Below are 17,986 nucleotides of genomic sequence, written 5' to 3' on the forward strand. Positions count from 1 at the left end.
GCCCGTTTATTCGATTACTTCGTCATACGCTTGTACTTGATGCGCTTCGGCTCCAGTGCGTCGGCGCCGAGAGTACGCTTCTTGTACTCTTCATATTCGGTAAAGTTACCTTCGAAGAATTCGATATTACCCTCATCCTGGTAATCCAGGATGTGCGTCGCGATACGGTCCAGGAACCAGCGGTCATGCGAGATGACCATGGCACAGCCCGGGAACTCCAGCAGGGCGTTTTCCAGCGCGCGCAGGGTTTCGATATCCAGGTCGTTGGTCGGTTCATCGAGCAGCAACATGTTGCCGCCAACCTGCAGCAGTTTCGCGAGGTGCAGACGACCACGCTCACCACCCGACAGTTCGCCAACGCGTTTGCCCTGATCGACGCCTTTAAAGTTAAAGCGGCCAACATAGGCGCGGCTTGGCATCTCGGTGTTACCGATACGCATGATGTCCTGACCGCCGGAAACCTCTTCCCACACGGTTTTGGAGTTATCCATGCTGTCGCGGAACTGATCGACGGACGCCAGCTTCACCGTCTCGCCCAGCACAATGCTGCCGGAATCAGGCTGTTCCTGACCGGACATCATGCGGAACAGCGTCGATTTACCCGCGCCGTTAGGACCGATAATCCCGACAATCGCCCCTTTCGGTACTGAGAACGAGAGATCGTCAATCAGCACACGGTCGCCATAGGACTTACGCAGATTGCTGACTTCCAGCACTTTGTCACCCAGACGGGCACCTGGCGGAATAAACAGTTCGTTGGTTTCGTTACGCTTCTGGTAGTCCGTGTTGTTCAGTTCTTCAAAGCGAGCCAGACGGGCTTTGCCTTTAGACTGCTGGCCTTTTGGCCCTTTGCGCACCCACTCCAGCTCTTTCTCAATCGACTTACGACGCGCGGCTTCAGAAGAAGCTTCCTGCGCCAGACGCGCATCTTTCTGCTCCAGCCAGGAGGAGTAGTTGCCTTCCCACGGAATACCTTCACCGCGGTCAAGTTCCAGAATCCAGCCTGCCACGTTATCCAGGAAGTAACGGTCATGCGTAATCGCGACCACAGTGCCTTCGAAGTCATGCAGGAAGCGCTCCAGCCAGGCGACAGATTCGGCGTCCAGGTGGTTCGTCGGTTCGTCCAGCAGCAGCATGTCTGGTTTTTCCAGCAGCAGGCGGCAGAGGGCGACGCGGCGACGTTCACCACCGGAAAGGGTGGCGATCTTCGCGTCCCAGTCTGGCAGGCGCAGCGCATCGGCAGCACGTTCCAGTTGGGTATTCAGGTTGTGACCATCGTGCGCCTGGATGATCTCTTCAAGACGGCCCTGCTCAGCGGCCAGCTTGTCGAAGTCTGCATCCTCTTCGGCATAGAGCGCATAAACTTCGTCGAGACGTTTCAGTGCGCCAACTACTTCTGACAGCGCTTCTTCAACCGACTCGCGCACGGTGTGTTCAAGGTTAAGCTGCGGCTCCTGCGGCAGGTAGCCAATCTTGATGCCTGGCTGCGGACGCGCTTCCCCTTCGATATCTTTATCGATGCCGGCCATGATGCGCAGCAGGGTAGATTTACCCGCGCCATTCAGGCCGAGTACGCCGATTTTTGCGCCGGGGAAGAAGCTGAGCGAGATGTTTTTCAGGATATGTCGTTTCGGCGGAACCACTTTGCCGACGCGATGCATGCTATAGACGAATTGAGCCACGTTGGATTGAGCCTCTGGGTCTGTTGGTCGTTGGAATGATGTCGAAGTTTAGCCTTTTTCACCGTTTAATCCCAGCCGGGGGGCGGCGAATAATGCCCTGAGGGCGGTGATGCCGGACAACGTATGAAATAACTGTCTGATTTCCGCGCGTAATCGCTGAAATGACGGCAGAGGCAGGCTCAGGGCAGGCGAAGCGGTATCGCCTGCTGCGCCAGCCAGTTCTGTAACGCCTGATCGGGTGCGCTGTCACTCACCAGCAGGTCAAAACGCTGCAGCCCGGCAATGCGGGCAGGCAGCACCTTGCCATATTTACTGCTGTCAGCCACCAGTACCGACGTTCGGGCACGCAGCATGGCGTGATGTTTCATCATCAGTTCATTGGTGTTGTAGCAGGTCGCCCCCTGATCTTTGTCGATACCCGCCGCAGAGATCAAAGCCAGCGTCGGACAAAGATCGTCCAGGATGGTGTGCACGCCAATCGGTGTAAACAGAGCGTTGTCAGCATGAAATTCACCGCCGCTGAGAATAACGTTACAGCCAGGTTTCTCTTTCAGCGTCAGAAAGGTGTTCATAGCACAGCAGATGGCAGTGAACGACAGCGTGTCGGGAATCGCATCAACGATATAGGGCAGGGTAGTGCCGCAATCGAAAAAGACCGTATCGTTTTCGTTAATCAGGCTGGCCGCCGCCTGCGCCAGTCGCTGCTTTCTGGCCGCATTCTGCCCATGCTGATCGCTGACAAAATAGTGGCCGGTATGACTTTTTGGGTCGCTGACAATGTAGCCGCCCAGTAACACCACGCTGGAGCCCGGTTCGGTTAAATCGCGGCGAACCGTCATCTCTGAGACACCCAGCAGCTGGGCCGCGTCTTTGAGATGCAGTTTATCGGTGCGTTTAAGCGCCTGTGTCAGCTTGTGAATGCGTTCGTCGCGCCGGGTTTCCATGGTCATCTCTGTTTACCTATCCTGCAATGCGGAGGAAAGACGCCGGAACCGACGTCAATACGCGACAAACCTCACAGATTTGAATGAGTTGCGTCTCATCCGCCAGGCTGGCAACCAATCTTACCCGCATTCTGAAAGGCCCGCAAACCTCCGCTGTGCGGTGACTACCGCTCATCGCCGCAGGCGTTCACATTGCTCAGCCAGCAGGCTCTATGATGTTATCTTGTTATAATAGTAACACTTAAAATCCCGATCCCTGTCGCATATTGTCGATTTTGCGAACTCATGTTGTGGTTTTTGTCACATATTTAACTTTTAAGAAAGGTTATTGTGACTTTAATAACATTTGAAGTTTGCAAAATATCCAGGAGAAATGGTCATGACAATTGCGGTCATCGGCTCAAACATGGTCGATTTGATTACCTATACCAACAGCCTGCCGAAAGCGGGCGAAACCCTTGAAGCGCCTGACTTTGCGATTGGCTGCGGCGGTAAGGGCGCTAACCAGGCGGTTGCGGCGGCGAAAATGGGCGGCAGCGTGATGATGGTCAGCAAAGTTGGCGACGATCTCTTTGCGCCCAACACCGTCGCGAACCTGCAGCAGCAGGGCGTGGACACGCGATTTGTCACCACTGCACCAGGCACCTCCAGCGGTGTGGCACCGATTTTTGTCGATGACCAGTCGCAAAACCGCATTCTGATTATCAAAGGTGCCAACCAGCAGCTGAAACCGGCTGATATCGACGACGCGGCAGAGGCGCTGAAAGCCTGTGAGCTGATCATCCTGCAGCTGGAGATCCCGCTGGAGACGGTCTATTACGCCATCGATTTTGCCCGCCAGCATCAGATCAACGTGATCCTGAATCCGGCACCGGCCGTCGCTTCGCTGGATATTCACTACGCCTGCAAATGCGACTTCTTTATGCCGAACGAAACCGAACTGGAGATCCTCACCGGCCTGCCCGTCAGCACCGATGACGAGGTGATCCTGGCGGGGCAGTCGCTGCTGAAGCGCGGCCTTAAAAATCTGATCATTACTCTGGGCAGCCGGGGCTCGGTCTGGATGAGCGGCGACAAGGTGCATCGCGTGGCCGCGACGCCGGTTCAGGCGGTCGATACCAGCGGCGCAGGTGATGCCTTTATCGGCTGCTTTGCCTATCTGCTGGTGAAAACCGGCGATGTGGCCGCCGCCATGACACAGGCGTCGGCCTATGCCGCCTGCAGCGTCACCGGGCGCGGCACGCAGCGCGCTTATCCCGACGCAGAGACTTTCCAGCGTTTTCTCAACCGTAACTGAGGTTCTGCTATGCAACAGAAAATTGTTCAGCAATCTGATGGCTATCTGAATAAAACGCCGCTGTTCCAGTTCATTCTGCTGTCGTGCCTCTTCCCGCTCTGGGGCTGTGCAGCGAGTCTCAACGATATCCTGATTACCCAGTTTAAAAGTGTGTTTGCCCTGAGCGACTTCGCCAGTGCGCTGGTGCAGAGCGCCTTTTATGGCGGCTATTTTCTGATTGCGATCCCCGCCTCGCTGGTGATCCGCAAAACCAGTTACAAGATGGCGATTATGATCGGTCTGGCGCTCTACATTGCCGGCTGTATCGCCTTTTATCCTGCTTCGCACATGGCGACCTACACCATGTTCCTCGCGGCGATCTTTGCGATTGCCATTGGCCTGAGTTTCCTGGAAACGGCGGCCAACACCTACAGCTCGATGATTGGTCATCGTGATCATGCGACGCTGCGCCTCAACGTCAGCCAGACCTTCTATCCGATCGGTGCGCTGATGGGGATTGTGCTGGGTAAATATCTGGTGTTCCAGGATGGCGACAGTCTGGAGAGTCAGATGGCAGCCATGACGGCAGAGCAGGCGCATGCTTTCCGCCTGACAATGCTGGAGCACACGCTGGAGCCTTACAAATATCTGGTGATGGTGCTGGTGGTCGTGATGCTGCTGTTTATGTTCACCCGCTATCCGCGCTGCAAACCAGAGAGTAATGAGACATCCCGGCCGTCACTGGGCGAGACCTTCCGCTATCTGGCGGCTAACCGTCACTTTAAACGCGGCATTGTGACCCAGTTCCTGTATGTCGGCATGCAGGTGGCGGTCTGGTCATTTACCATTCGTCTGGCGCTGACGCTGGGGGCGGCCAATGAACGTCACGCCTCTAACTTTATGATCTACAGCTTCGTCTGCTTCTTTATCGGCAAGTTCGTGGCGAACTTCCTGATGACCCGCTTCCGTGCCGAGAAAGTGCTGATCGCCTATTCGGTGCTGGGCGTGCTGACGCTGGCTTATGTGATGCTGGTGCCGAACTTTACCGCCGTCTACGCCGCCGTTTTTGTCAGCGTGCTGTTTGGGCCCTGCTGGGCAACGATCTACGCCGGTACGCTGGCGACGGTCGATAATAAATACACTGAAGTGGCAGGCGCGTTTATCGTGATGGCGATTGTTGGCGCGGCCTTTGTCCCGGCGCTGCAGGGCCTGGTGTCTGACACGCTGGGTTCAATGCAGCTGGCGTTTGGTGTCTCGCTGCTCTGCTTCGCCTGGGTCGGATTTTACTTCTACGGCGAACTGCGCCATAAAAAACAGCCGGTTGCGGCCGGTCGTCTGGTGGAGGAGTTACCATGAGAACCCGTTTACCCTTAGCGTGTGACCAGTTTCACACCACGCCCTCGCTGCTGCTGGAAAGCGATGACTTCCGGGTTGAGGTGTTTCGCTATCCGGCAGGAATCGAGGCAGTGCGCATTCATAACCGGCGCGGCAGCGTGACCGTGCTGCCGTTTCTCGGGCAGATGATCTGGGACGTGCAGTTTGACGATCATAACCTGACCATGGGCCACAGCTTTAAGCAGCCGCTGCCCGCGAATTCGATCATAGATACCTATGGCTGTTTTGCCTTTCATTCGGGGCTGCTGGCTAACGGCTGTCCCGCGCCAGAGGACGATCATCCGCTGCACGGGGAAATGGCCTGCGCCCGCATGGATAGTGCCTGGCTGGTGCTGGACGATCAGACACTGTCGCTGGAAGGGGAGTGTGAATATGTTAAAGGCTTCGGCCATCATTATGTTGCGGCACCCGCCGTTCGCATTCAGGCCGACAGGCCCCGTCTGACGATAGAGATGACGGTGACCAATCTGGCGGGTGCACCGATGCCGTTGCAATACATGTGTCACCTCAACAGCGCGTGGATCGATCAGGGGCGCTTCCGGCAGTCGATCCCCGAAGGGGCATTCCAGCTGCGTCGCTCGATCCCGGCGCACCTGCGACCAACGCCCGCCTGGCGGGATTACACGGATCAACTGGCGCGCGATCCGCAGGCGTTACAGCAGCTCGATCAACCGCAGCTCTGCGATCCCGAGATCGTCTTATTTGCGGACGATCTGCCGCAGTATGGTGATGAGGTACAGTTTGAGTTGCATGCGCCGCAGGGCTACGCGCTGATGACGCGCTTCTCTACCGCGCAGTTCCCGCACGCAACCCGCTGGCTGCTGCACAACCATGACCAGCAGGTGGCGGCCTATATTCTGCCCGCCACCTGTCGGCCAGAGGGTTTTCTTGCCGCGCAGCAGGCCGGCACGCTGATCACCCTGGCGAGCGGCGAGCAGCGTCACTTCTCTGTGGAGACCGGCCTGCTCTGAGTCGGGTTTAAATCGCCACCAGGCCGCGCACACCTTCTGCTTCCATGGTGTCGCCGCGGCCACGCTGCACAATTTCACCGCGCGACATCACCAGATAGCTGTCCGCCAGTTCTGCCGCGAAGTCATAAAACTGCTCAACCAGCAGGATCGCCATATCTCCCCGTTGCGCCAGCTGGCGGATTACCGCGCCGATCTCTTTGATCACCGAGGGCTGGATCCCTTCGGTCGGCTCATCAAGGATCAGCAGCTGTGGCCGACAGGCCAGCGCCCGGCCGATCGCCAGCTGCTGCTGCTGACCGCCCGAGAGATCGCCGCCCCGGCGTGACTTCATCGCCAGCAGCACCGGAAAGAGCTGATAAATCTCCTCCGGCACCTCACGCGCCTGCGCCGCCGGAAAGCGCGACAGGCCCATCAGCAGGTTCTCTTCGACCGTCAGACGCGGAAAGATTTCCCGTCCCTGCGGCACATAGGCGATGCCCGCCTGCACCCGCTGGTGCGGCTTGCGGCCATTCATCCGCTGCTGCTGCCACTGAATCTCGCCTGACTTCGCCGGGATCAGCCCCATCAGGCACTTCAGCAGTGTGGTTTTTCCCACGCCATTGCGGCCAAGCAGACAGGTAATTTCACCAATTTTTACCTCAAACGACAGGCCGCGCAGAATGTGACTGCCGCCATAATATTGATTCAGTTCAGTAACCTGTAACATTTTAGCGCCCCAGATAAACGTCGATAACCTGCTCACTGGCCTGAACCTCGCGCAGCGAACCCTCGGCCAGCACCTGCCCCTGATGCAGCACCGTGACATGGTCGGCGATGGTCTCAACAAAGCCCATGTCATGCTCCACTACCATCAGGGAGTGTTTGCCCGCCAGGCTGCGGAACAACTCGGCGGTGTAGGCCGTCTCTGCGTCAGTCATGCCTGCCGCCGGTTCATCCAGCAGCAGCAGATGCGGCTCCTGAACCAGCAGCATGCCAATCTCCAGAAATTGCTTCTGGCCGTGCGATAGCAGGCCCGCACGGCGCTGGCGTTCGCCACCCAGCCGCAGCAGTTTCAGCACCTCATCAATTCTGTCGCGCTGTTCGCTGCTGAGACGAGCGCGCAGGCTGGCCCAGACCGATTTATTGGCTTTAAGCGCGATCTCAAGATTCTCAAATACGGTTAATGCCTCAAACACCGTAGGCTTCTGGAATTTACGGCCAATGCCGGCGCGGGCGATCTCTACCGGCGACAGACGGATCAGATCGCTGTCCTGGTCGTAGATCACCCGGCCGGCGTCGGGGCGGGTTTTGCCGGTGATCACATCCATCAGCGTAGTTTTGCCTGCGCCGTTGGGGCCGATCACGCAGCGCAGTTCCCCGATGCCGATCTGCAGCGAAAGATCGGTCAGCGCCCGAAAGCCGTCAAACGAGACGCTGATCTTCTCCAGTTGCAGGACGGGATCGCGCTGCGCCCGATGGCGATCCGCGAGCTGAGGCTGGGTAAACAGGGCATCACTCATTTTTTCCTCCGGCGCAGCAGGCCAATCACGCCGTGCGGCAGAAACAGTGTCACCAGGATGAACATCAGTCCCAGGAAAAACAGCCAGTATTCAGGGAAGGCGACGGTGAAGAAGCTGCGTGCGCCGTTAACAATTGCTGCGCCCAGCAGCGGGCCAATCAGCGTACCGCGTCCACCCAGCGCCACCCAGATCGCGGCTTCTATTGAGTTGGCTGGTGACATCTCTCCCGGATTGATAATGCCGACCTGCGGCACATAGAGCGCCCCGGCAAGACCGCACAGCACGGCGGAGAGCGTCCAGACTAATAGCTTGAAGCCGCGCGGATCGTAACCACAAAACATCAGACGGTTTTCGGCATCCCGCACTGCGGTCAGCACCCGGCCAAACTTGCTGCGCGCCAGGGCGAAGCCAATCACCAGGCTCAGCAACAGCAGCAGCACCGTGGCGATAAACAGCCCGATGCGGGTTCCGGTCGCCGTCACCGAAAAGCCGAGCAGGGTAGTAAAGCCGGTGAAGCCGTTGTTGCCGCCAAATCCGGTTTCATTACGGAAGAACAGCAGCATACCGGCGTAGGTCAGCGCCTGGGTCATGATGGAGAAGTAGACGCCTTTGATCTTTGAGCGAAAGGCGAAGAAGCCAAACAGCAGCGCCAGCAGGCCCGGCACCAGCATGCTCAGGCAGAGCGCCCAGACGAAGTATTCGGTGCCGGTCCAGAACCAGGGCAGCTCTCGCCAGGAGAGAAAGGACATAAAGGCGGGCAAGCCTTCGCCTGCGGCCTGGCGCATCAGGTACATGCCCATGGCATAACCGCCGAGGGCAAAGAACAGCCCGTGGCCCAGCGACAGCAGTCCGGCGTAACCCCACACCAGATCCAGCGCCACGGCGACCACCGCATAGCAGAGGATTTTGCCGACCAGCGTCAGGGTATAAGTGGAGATCGCCAGCGGATGGGCGGCGGGCAGCAGCGCCAGAAACGGCATCACCAGTAACGCCAGAGTGATCGCCACGCCGATGCTGATCGTCAGGCGCGGCGCGGTGCGCGCCACGCGAAGTGTGATGGGTTGCGTCATCAGTCAGTCATCCTTCCTTTAACCGCAAACAGTCCCTGCGGACGTTTCTGAATAAACAGCACGATAATCACCAGAATCAGGATCTTACCCAGCACCGCACCAATTTGCGGCTCCAGCACTTTGTTCAGAATGCCCAGGCTGAACGCGGCAACCACGGTGCCTGCCAGCTGGCCGACGCCACCCAGCACCACCACCAGGAACGAGTCAATGATATAGCCCTGACCCAGCTCCGGTCCGACGTTACCAAGCTGCGACAGCGCCACGCCTCCCAACCCGGCAATGCCCGAACCAAGGCCAAACGCCAGCATATCGACGCGACCCGTTGGCACGCCGCAGCACTCCGCCATGGCGCGGTTCTGGGTCACGGCGCGCACGTTCATGCCAAGGCGGGTCCGGTTCAGCAGCAGCCAGGTGAGCGCCAGCACAAACACCACAAACAGGATCACCGCGATGCGGTTCCACGGCAGCACCAGGTTGGGCAGCAGCTGCAGGCCACCTGAGAGCCACGACGGATTCGCCACTTCCAGGTTTTGCGCCCCGAACAGCACCCGTACCAGCTGGATCAGCATCAGGCTGATTCCCCAGGTGGCGAGCAGCGTCTCCAGCGGACGGCCATAGAGATGGCGAATCACCGTGCGCTCCAGCGCCATGCCGATAGCGGCAGTGACCATAAAGGCAACCGGCAGCGCCAGCAGCGGATACCAGGCTAAGTAGTGCGGGGCAAACTGCTGAAACAGGCTCTGAACCCACCAGGTGGCGTACGCACCGAGCATCAGCATTTCACCGTGCGCCATGTTGATCACGCCGAGCAGGCCGTAGGTGATCGCCAGGCCCAGCGCGGCCAGCAGCAGGATGGAGCCCAGCGACAGGCCGCTGAAGGCCTGGCCCAGCAGATCGCCCCACATTAGCCGTTTCTGAATCTGTTGCAGGCTCTCCGTCGCGGCTGCCCGCACCGTGGCGTCCGGTTCATTCGCGGGCTGGGTCAGGCGTTGCAGGCTGGCCTGGGTATTGGGATCGCTGGACTCACCCAGCAGTTTCACCGCCCGCAGGCGCACCATCGGTTCGCCATCCGCCAGTTGCAGGTTCGCCAGCGCCAGCGCTAATGCGGCATGAACGCGGCTATCTTTTTCGGCGGACAGACGCTGTTCCAGTAGCGGCAGCTGGTCTGCAGAACCGTCATTCTGCAGCTGCTGCGCTGCGCGCAGACGCAGGGCCGCATCACTGCTCACCAGCTGGTGCGCAGCCAGCGCGTTGTTTACCAGCACGCGCAGGCGATTGTTCATAAATAGCTTTTTCAGGTTACCCGTGGGCTGTGCCACCGCATCCAGCGGCTGCAGCGTCGATCCCTGCTGGCTGAATGGCTGTTTGTTCTGGTCGATGACCACGGTTTCTGCTTTTAACGCTTCCAGCAGCGGCAGACGCTGACTGTCCGGCGCGGCAGCCCATTGTTGCAGCAGCGTGGCCTGCTGGCTGCGGCTGGCGGCGGCAAAGTCAGCCGCCGGTCCGGCGCTGGCAAACAGCGGCAGCAACAGAAGCAGGCTGAAAAAACAGCGACATAGATTCATAAAAGGAGCCTCGTTTGGGGAGGTCAGCACGGCAGTCGAATGACCACTGCCGTGCTGCCGCTTTACAGCGGGTGACGCTTTCTTATCAGCAACGAAAATTACTGCGCAGTCTTCACCGGGTAATCGGGCTTCTTGTCGTTACCGGCAATGTACGGGCTCCAGGGCTGGGCACGCACGGGTTTATCGGTCTGCCACACCACGCTGAACTGGCCGTTCTCTTCCACTTCACCAATCATGACGGGCTTATGCAGATGGTGGTTGGTCTGGTCCATGGTCAGGGTAAAGCCATCCGGCGCTTTAAAGGTCTGACCGGCCATTGCCGCCCGCACTTTGTCCGGGTCCGTCGTGCCCGCTTTTTCCACCGCCTGCGCCCACATATGGATGCCGACATAAGTCGCTTCCATCGGGTCGTTGGTCACCACGGTGGCGGCGTTCGGCAGGTTATGTGCTTTGGCGTAAGCGCGGTAATCGGCAACAAATTTCGCGTTGGTCGGATTATCGATCGACTCGAAATAGTTCCAGGCCGCTAACTGACCCACCAGCGGTTTGGTGTCGATGCCGCGGAGCTCTTCCTCTCCCACTGAGAAGGCGACCACCGGAATGTCAGTGGCTTTGATGCCCTGGTTAGCCAGCTCTTTGTAGAACGGCACATTGGAGTCGCCGTTGATGGTGGAGACCACCGCCGTTTTACCGCCTGCCGCGAATTTTTTAATGTTGGAGACAATGGTCTGATAGTCGCTGTAACCAAACGGCGTGTAGACCTCTTCGATATCTTTATCTGCCACGCCTTTGCTGTGCAGGAAGGCACGCAGGATCTTGTTGGTGGTGCGCGGATAGACGTAGTCGGTGCCCAGCAGGAAGAAGCGTTTTGCACTGCCGCCATCTTCGCTCATCAGGTATTCCACTGCCGGAATCGCCTGCTGGTTAGGCGCCGCGCCGGTGTAGAAGACGTTAGGTGACATCTCTTCCCCTTCATACTGCACCGGATAGAAGAGCAGGCCGTTCAGCTCTTCAAACACCGGCAGCACCGATTTGCGTGATACCGAGGTCCAGCAGCCAAACACCACCGCCGCTTTATCCTGAGTCAGCAACTGCCGCGCTTTCTCGGCAAACAGCGGCCAGTTAGAGGCGGGATCGACCACCACCGGCTCCAGCTTTTTCCCCAGCACGCCCCCTTTGGCGTTGATCTCATCAATGGTCATCAGCGCCACATCTTTCAGCGGCGTTTCAGAGATCGCCATGGTGCCGGAGAGCGAATGCATGATCCCCACTTTGATGGTGTCAGCCGCCTGCGCACTCCAGGCGAAACCCATACTGACAACGGTAGCGGAGAGGGCGAAAGCCTTGATCAACGAACGTCTTTTCATCATTTAAACCCCTGAGTGGTTGTTATGTTATTCGGTGAGCTGGAGCCGGGCCTGCTGGAGGCGGTGCAGTGTGATCTTCCTGACTTCCGCCTTACTGACAGCGATGTGATCGGTCAGGATGCGTTGCGCCTCGCCTGTCTGCTGCGCAAAAATCGCCTGTAAAATCTGAGCATGTTCCTGATAAGTCGCACAGATGCGATCATCGCGGGTGAAGTCGAGCCGACGGATGATGCGGATCTTCTCGGTGAGTTCGGCGTGTATGCGCGCCATCTCCGGGTTACCCGCGGCCGCGACCAGCGCCATGTGAAACGCTTCGTCATGCTGCGACACCACCAGACCTTCGGTGAGCGCCTCCGCTTCACACCAGAACTGGTTGAGTTCGTGTAACAGCGCGGCACACTGAGGCGCGGGCAGGGCGCAGAGGCGTTTTACCGCCTCGCACTCCAGCACGGTGCGCAGGTCATACAGCGATTCGAACCAGGCAAAATCGAAGTTTTTGATCTGCCAGCCGCTGCGGAACCAGACTTCGACAAAGCCTTCGCGCTCCAGCCGGAATAGCGCCTGGCGAACCGGCGTGCGGCTGACCGCCATCCGGCCGGCGATTTCGCTTTCGCTGAAGCGATCACCCGGCATCAGGCGAAAGGCGAAAATATCGGCCTTCAGCGCCTGATAGACCCGTTCGGCCAGCGCTTCAGGGCGCGCTTTAGGGGATTGAGGTTGGGTTGTCATCGGCGCTCCTTATTCCAGCCACAGCAGGGTATCGCCAGGGCTGACCGGGCGGCCCGCCTGGCAGGCGATCCGCGTCACCCGACCGGCCTGCGGCGCGACTATCGCCAGCTCCATCTTCATCGCCTCGACGATAATCAGCGTCTGTCCGGCGCTGACCTCGTCGCCCGGCTGCACCAGCACTTTCCAGATGTTGCCATTGAGGTCTGCCTGCACCGCCAGTCCGCCTTCGTCCGCTTCACTCACGCTGTCCGGCACCTCATCCGCCGCCGATGCGTTCTGTTCTTCCTGCGCCCATAACTGCACTTCCTGTTCAAAGGCGGTCGCCTGGCGCTGACGGAAGTCCGCAATCTCAGCGGCATGGTCGGCGAGGAATTGCTGGTGCGCAGCAAAATCAAACTGCGTCTCTTCGATGCGCAGGCTGGCGCGGCCTTCACGGAAATCTTCACGCAGCTGGTTGAGCTCGGTTTCACTTACCGGATAGAAGCGCACCTGATCGAAGAAGCGCAGCAGCCATGGCGCATCGGCTGTGAACTGCGGATTCTTCAGGAAGGTGTTCCAGATGGGCAGCGTGCGGCCTACCAGCTGATAGCCGCCGGGCGAATCCATGCCGTAGATGCACATGTACATGCCGCCAATGCCGACCGTGCCTTCGGCGGTAAAGGTACGTGCCGGACTGTATTTGGAACTCAGCAGGCGATGGCGCGGATCGATCGGCACGGCGCATGGCGCGCCGAGGTAAACATCGCCCAGCCCCAGCACCAGATAGCTGGCGTTGAACAGGGTGTCGCGCACTTCATCGCGGCTGGTTAAGCCATTAATGCGCTGGATAAAGTCCACGTTGTTGGGCAGCCAGGGCGCACTGGCACGCACCGTCTCCTGATAGCGGCTGACCGCACCCAGCGTGGCGCTGTCTTCAAACGCCATCGGCATCCACACCACGCGCGACGGGACTTTCAGCGTGCTGACATCGCCCAGCGTCGCTTCCAGCGCCAGCAGCAGCGACATCAGGGCGGACTGTGAAATAATGCGGCTGTCGTAGCGAACCTGCAGTGAGCGCACGCCTGGCGATAGCTCCTCAACGCCTGGCTCCGCCTGCGCCGTCAGCGCATTCATCAACAGGTGCACGCGCAGACGCAGCGCCAGATCCAGCACGTTGTCGCCATACTCAATCAACACATATTTGTCGCCGGCCTGACGATAGACCACTTTCGGCGTGCTGCCGGTGGCCTCGATGGCGGACAGAATCGTGGCGGAGCCGTGGGCGGTTTCAGCCAGCGACGGCACGGCAAAGGTCGGGGGATGATCCGGCCGCAGGGTATCGATCAGGTGCATCTGCGCTTTTTCCCGCGCCAGTGCATCGTCTGCGGTAATCGGGTGGAAGCGGATGGTGTCGCCCGGTTTGACCTGGCCCACTTTCCACAGCTCGGCTTTGGCGATGGTCACCGGACAGACGAAGCCGCCCAGGCTCGGGCCGTCGTGTGTCAGGATCACCGGGAAGTCGCCGGTGAAATTGACCGCGCCGATGGCATATTCACAGTCGTGAACGTTGGAGGGATGCAGGCCTGCTTCGCCACCGTTGGCGCGGGTCCAGGTCGGTTTCGGACCCACCAGCCGAACGCCGAGGCGGTTGGAGTTGTAGTGCACCTGCCAGTCGCTGGCAAAGAATTCGTCGATGGCGGCCTGGGTGAAGAAGTCCGGTGCGCCGTGCGGGCCATAAAGCACGCCGATACGCCATTCGCTGCCGTAGTGGGGAATCAGCGTCGCATCAAGCGGCTGCGGATCGCTGACCGGGGCCGGTGTAGTGCAGGCTGCCCGTTCAGGCCGGGAGATTGCCAGCATATCGGCCACCCGCAGGGTGCGTCCGGCGTGACCGCCAAACTGGCCCAGTGAAAAGGTGCTGCGGCTGCCCAGATATTCCGGCACGTCGAAGCCGTTGCGCACCGCCAGATAGCTGCGGCAGCCCTGCCGGGCGCGTCCCAGTGCCAGGGTCTGTCCCGCTTTCACCGCCAGCGGCTGCCAGGCGCTGACCGGTTCGCCATCAAGCCGGGCGTCGCAGTCCGCGCCGGTCAGCGCCAGAATGGCATCACAGTGGAAACGCAGCGTCGGCCCCTGCAGGGTAAACTCCAGGCCTGCTGCTGCCTCGTGGTTACCCACGATTCGGTTTGCCAGACGGAACGCGAAATCATCCATCGGGCCGGAAGGCGGCACGCCGATATCCCAGTAGCCGAGGCGGCCGGGATAGTCCTGCACCGAACTGAAGGTGCCGGGTTGCAGCACTTCCACCACGGAGGCGGCAGGCACAACGCTGTCGAGATAGCGCGTCCAGACGTTGCCGCTGCGAAACGCGTCGCTGCGGGTGATCTGGCGCAGATAGTCGAGGTTGGTGGCGATGCCATGCAGCTGAGTCGCATCCAGCGCATGATGAAGTTTTTCCAGTGCCGCCTCGCGCGTGTCGGCATGCACAATCAGCTTGGCGATCATCGGGTCGTAGAAGCTGGAGACCTCGCTGCCGGTTTCGATGCCGCTGTCGACCCGCACGCCGTCAGGAAAGGTGACGCCGGTTAACAGGCCGGGGCTGGGCTGAAAGTTCTTCAGCGGATCTTCCGCGTAGAGCCGCACTTCAATCGCTGCGCCCTGTGGCGCCTGCTGCAGACGTGACCAGTCCACCGCATCGCCCGCCGCCACCTGCAACATGCATTCCACCAGATCGAGGCCGGTGACGCATTCGGTGACCGGATGCTCCACCTGCAGGCGGGTGTTCACTTCGAGAAAGTAAAAGGCCTGCTGGCTGACGTCGTAGATATACTCCACGGTGCCTGCGCTGCGGTAGTTGACCTGCTCGCCAAGCCGCACCGCCGAGGCGAGCAGGGCGTCACGCGTGGCCTGCGACAGGCCGGGCGCCGGTGTTTCTTCCACCACCTTCTGATTGCGGCGCTGCAGTGAGCAGTCGCGTTCGCCCAGCGCTACCACGTTGCCTTTGCCGTCTCCAAAAATCTGCACTTCAACGTGCCGGGCGCGATCGATACAGCGTTCCAGAAATACGCCTGCATCACTGAAAAACTGCTCACCAAGACGGCGCACGCTCTCCCAGGCGCTGGCGAGCGCATCGGCGTCGGCGCAGCGCGTCAGGCCAATGCCGCCGCCGCCCGCCGTGCTTTTCAACATCACCGGATAGCCAATCTTATCAGCTGCCTGCATTGCCTCTTCCAGCGAGGCGAGCAGGGGTGTGCCAGGCGTCATCGGCACACCCGCGCTGGCGGCCAGTTCACGAGCGCGGTGCTTAAGGCCGAACTCCCCAATCTGCTGTGCGGTGGGGCCGACAAAGGCGATACCTGCCGCATCGCAGGCGTCGGCAAACGGCTGGCTTTCGGAAAGAAATCCGTAGCCGGGCCAGATCGCCTGCGCGCCGCTCTGCTGAGCTGCTGCCAGAATTTTGTCGATGCGCAGATAGCTGTCGCTGGCTTTCTCTCCGCCCAGCGCGATGGCGATATCCGCCTGCTTAACGTGCTGCGCGTTGCGGTCAGCGTCTGAATAGACCGCGACGCTTTTCACGCCGAGGCGCTTCAGGGTCCGAATGGCGCGACAGGCAATTTCGCCGCGGTTGGCAATCAGTACGGTAGTGAACATGATCAGTGACTCCCCTGTGATGCCAGCCAGTTGCGCCAGCCGCCCGTCTCGGTGATTTCCAGCGCGGTCTTCAGCGCTGAGCCTTCGCAGATAAAGCCTTTAACAACGCGGCCATCGGCCAGCGTCAGGCTGCCAATCCCCAGTGGGGCCGGAATCTCCGCCACAAACTCGCCAAAACGGGCCAGCGGGATATCCCACAGCTCCACGGTGATCGCCGCTCCCTGTTCGTCACGCATCAGGCCCGGTTTTTTGATTGCACCTTCCAGCAGGGCAAAGAGGCGGTAGTGTGGCGCGGTCTTCGTCTCTTCCACCCAGACGGCATTGCGTTCGGTGAGCTGGAAATTGAGCGGCATGCCGGTGAGATGCGCGCCCACTACCGCCAGCCGGACGTGGTCAGGTGAGACAGGTAAGGTTGTGGATCGGGTCGGCCACGGCTGACCGGTCGCGCCCAGCGGCAGGGCGAGCTGCTGCTGCCAGCGAAGGCCGAATTCCGCCAGCGCCCGATCGTGCCAGGCGGGTGCAATCAGCGTGATGCCTGCCGGAAGATCGTCGTTGCGGAACGGTGCGGGCAGCGCCAGGGCAGAGAGGTCGGCGAGATTGGTGAAGTTGGTGTAGGTGCCAAACTGCGAGTTGAAGTAAATCGGCTCCTGTTTCATCTCCTCCAGGGTATGAATGGTGGGTGAGGTCGGCACCACCAGCGCGTCAAACTGTGCCAGCGTATCCTGAATCTGACGCGTCAGTTCGGCCCGCAGATACTCCGCCTTGTAGGCGTCCACCGCGCTGTATTTCAGGCCGCTGGTGACGATCTCATGCACTACCGGGTCCATCTCCGCCGGACGGTCAAGCATCTCACCCACCGCCGCTGTGCGTTCGGCGACCCAGGGACCGTAGTAGAGCTGTTCAGCGAGCGTCCGGAACGGCGTGAAGTCGATGGGGTGCAGTGTCGCGCCGCCCGCCTGCAACGCTTCCAGTGCCTGATCCCAGGCGGCTTCGGCGGCAGCATCATCAAAAAACGCCGGGTGCGCCGGAATAGCGAAACGGGGATGACGCGGCAGGCTGGCTGGGGCGGTGCGCGGATTAATACGCGAATAGGCATCACCGGCATCGTAGCCACCCATGATACTGGCGACGCTAAACGCATCTTCTGCCGTCAGCGCAAATACCGAAATGGTGTCGTTGAGGCGACAGGCGGGCACTACGCCGCGTGCAGAGAACCAGCCCTTGGTTGGCTTCAGTCCGACGATATTATTAAAGCCCGCCGGCACGCGGCCCGATCCAGCGGTATCGGTGCCCAGTGAAAAAGCGACCAGTCCGCGCGCCAGCACCGATGCCGAGCCAGAGCTGGAGCCACCGCTGACGTAATCAGCGTCAAAGGTATTACTGACCGCGCCATAGGGCGAGCGGGTGCCGACCAGGCCGGTTGCGAACTGATCGAGGTTGGTTTTACCGATGACGACTGCGCCAGCGGCTTTCAGCCGGGCGACGGCGACCGCATCTTCGCTGGCGGTATAGGTAAACGCAGGGCAGGCGGCGCTGGTCGGCCAGCCTGCGACATCAATGTTATCTTTTACGGCGAAGGGCACACCAAACAGCGGCAGCGACGCGGGATCGCGTTCATAGCCTGCCAGCAGCGGTTCAATCTGTGCCGCTAACTGGTCAGGTGTCGCCAGATAGATCCAGGCATTATCGTGTGTGTCGAGCGCTGCCAGGTGCGCACTCAGCAGCGAACGGATCTGTTGTGGTGCCTGCTGAGTGCGCTGCTGCCAGGCGGGAAGCGTCAGGCCGAAGGTAGAAGTCATACGAAGAATTCCAGCTGGTATACAAGATGGAATTCAACAGAGCAAAGCGTGTGCCAGTTTTT

13 protein-coding genes are annotated in these 17,986 nt (G+C 59.9%); 3 read left to right on the top strand and 10 right to left on the bottom strand.

Annotated elements, in window-relative coordinates:
* Positions 1 to 14: 14 nt before the first annotated feature.
* Both ettA and deoR read right to left on the bottom strand, forming a co-directional pair.
* Positions 15 to 1,682 (bottom strand): energy-dependent translational throttle protein EttA, encoded by a 1,668-nt coding sequence (gene ettA, locus LQK91_RS12095; RefSeq protein ID WP_008925533.1) that lies wholly within the window; start codon positions 1,680 to 1,682, stop codon positions 15 to 17.
* A gap of 179 nt (positions 1,683 to 1,861) precedes the next feature.
* Positions 1,862 to 2,626 (bottom strand): DNA-binding transcriptional repressor DeoR, encoded by a 765-nt coding sequence (gene deoR, locus LQK91_RS12100; RefSeq protein ID WP_033743124.1) that lies wholly within the window; start codon positions 2,624 to 2,626, stop codon positions 1,862 to 1,864.
* 379 nt (positions 2,627 to 3,005) lie between these two features.
* Between deoR and rbsK the strand changes: the two genes are divergently transcribed.
* Genes rbsK through LQK91_RS12115 form a run of 3 tightly spaced genes read left to right on the top strand, consistent with a single transcriptional unit; the run spans position 3,006 to position 6,268 of the window.
* Positions 3,006 to 3,923 (top strand): ribokinase, encoded by a 918-nt coding sequence (gene rbsK / locus LQK91_RS12105; protein WP_003854889.1) that lies wholly within the window; start codon positions 3,006 to 3,008, stop codon positions 3,921 to 3,923.
* 9 nt (positions 3,924 to 3,932) lie between these two features.
* Positions 3,933 to 5,258, top strand: coding sequence for an L-fucose:H+ symporter permease (gene fucP, locus LQK91_RS12110; protein WP_105099537.1), 1,326 nt, complete (start codon positions 3,933 to 3,935; stop codon positions 5,256 to 5,258).
* Complete coding sequence (locus tag LQK91_RS12115; RefSeq protein ID WP_105099538.1) at positions 5,255 to 6,268, top strand: aldose 1-epimerase family protein; 1,014 nt, start codon at positions 5,255 to 5,257, stop codon at positions 6,266 to 6,268. Before fucP ends, LQK91_RS12115 begins: the two co-directional genes overlap by 4 nt.
* A gap of 7 nt (positions 6,269 to 6,275) precedes the next feature.
* Here the strand turns inward: LQK91_RS12115 and urtE are convergent, their stop codons facing one another.
* From urtE to atzF, 8 genes are all read right to left on the bottom strand, one after another.
* Positions 6,276 to 6,974 (bottom strand): urea ABC transporter ATP-binding subunit UrtE, encoded by a 699-nt coding sequence (gene urtE, locus LQK91_RS12120; RefSeq protein WP_003854882.1) that lies wholly within the window; start codon positions 6,972 to 6,974, stop codon positions 6,276 to 6,278.
* A 1-nt stretch (position 6,975) separates the two neighbouring features.
* A complete protein-coding gene (gene urtD, locus LQK91_RS12125) occupies positions 6,976 to 7,767 on the bottom strand; it encodes an urea ABC transporter ATP-binding protein UrtD (protein WP_105099539.1) in 792 nt (263 codons plus the stop codon).
* The gene (gene urtC, locus LQK91_RS12130) at positions 7,764 to 8,837 is read right to left on the bottom strand and encodes an urea ABC transporter permease subunit UrtC (protein ID WP_105099540.1); all 1,074 of its coding nucleotides are present in this window, start codon (positions 8,835 to 8,837) and stop codon (positions 7,764 to 7,766) included. The genes urtD and urtC overlap by 4 nt, the downstream gene beginning before the upstream one ends.
* Entirely contained in the window at positions 8,837 to 10,402 is a 1,566-nt protein-coding gene (gene urtB, locus LQK91_RS12135) for an urea ABC transporter permease subunit UrtB (protein WP_105099541.1), read from the bottom strand. Before urtB ends, urtC begins: the two co-directional genes overlap by 1 nt.
* A 98-nt stretch (positions 10,403 to 10,500) precedes the next feature.
* Positions 10,501 to 11,769, bottom strand: coding sequence for an urea ABC transporter substrate-binding protein (gene urtA / locus LQK91_RS12140; protein ID WP_033763257.1), 1,269 nt, complete (start codon positions 11,767 to 11,769; stop codon positions 10,501 to 10,503).
* 27 nt (positions 11,770 to 11,796) lie between these two features.
* The gene (locus tag LQK91_RS12145; protein WP_039658820.1) at positions 11,797 to 12,498 is read right to left on the bottom strand and encodes a GntR family transcriptional regulator; all 702 of its coding nucleotides are present in this window, start codon (positions 12,496 to 12,498) and stop codon (positions 11,797 to 11,799) included.
* Positions 12,499 to 12,507: 9 nt separating this feature from the next.
* Entirely contained in the window at positions 12,508 to 16,125 is a 3,618-nt protein-coding gene (gene uca, locus LQK91_RS12150) for an urea carboxylase (protein ID WP_105099542.1), read from the bottom strand.
* A gap of 2 nt (positions 16,126 to 16,127) precedes the next feature.
* Positions 16,128 to 17,924: an allophanate hydrolase gene (gene atzF, locus LQK91_RS12155; protein ID WP_105099543.1), complete on the bottom strand. Its 1,797-nt coding sequence runs from the start codon at positions 17,922 to 17,924 to the stop codon at positions 16,128 to 16,130.
* Between the last annotated feature and the right edge of the window lie 62 nt (positions 17,925 to 17,986).

It is taken from the genome of Pantoea sp. MHSD4 (genome assembly GCF_021043305.1).
GTDB lineage: Bacteria > Pseudomonadota > Gammaproteobacteria > Enterobacterales > Enterobacteriaceae > Pantoea > Pantoea eucalypti.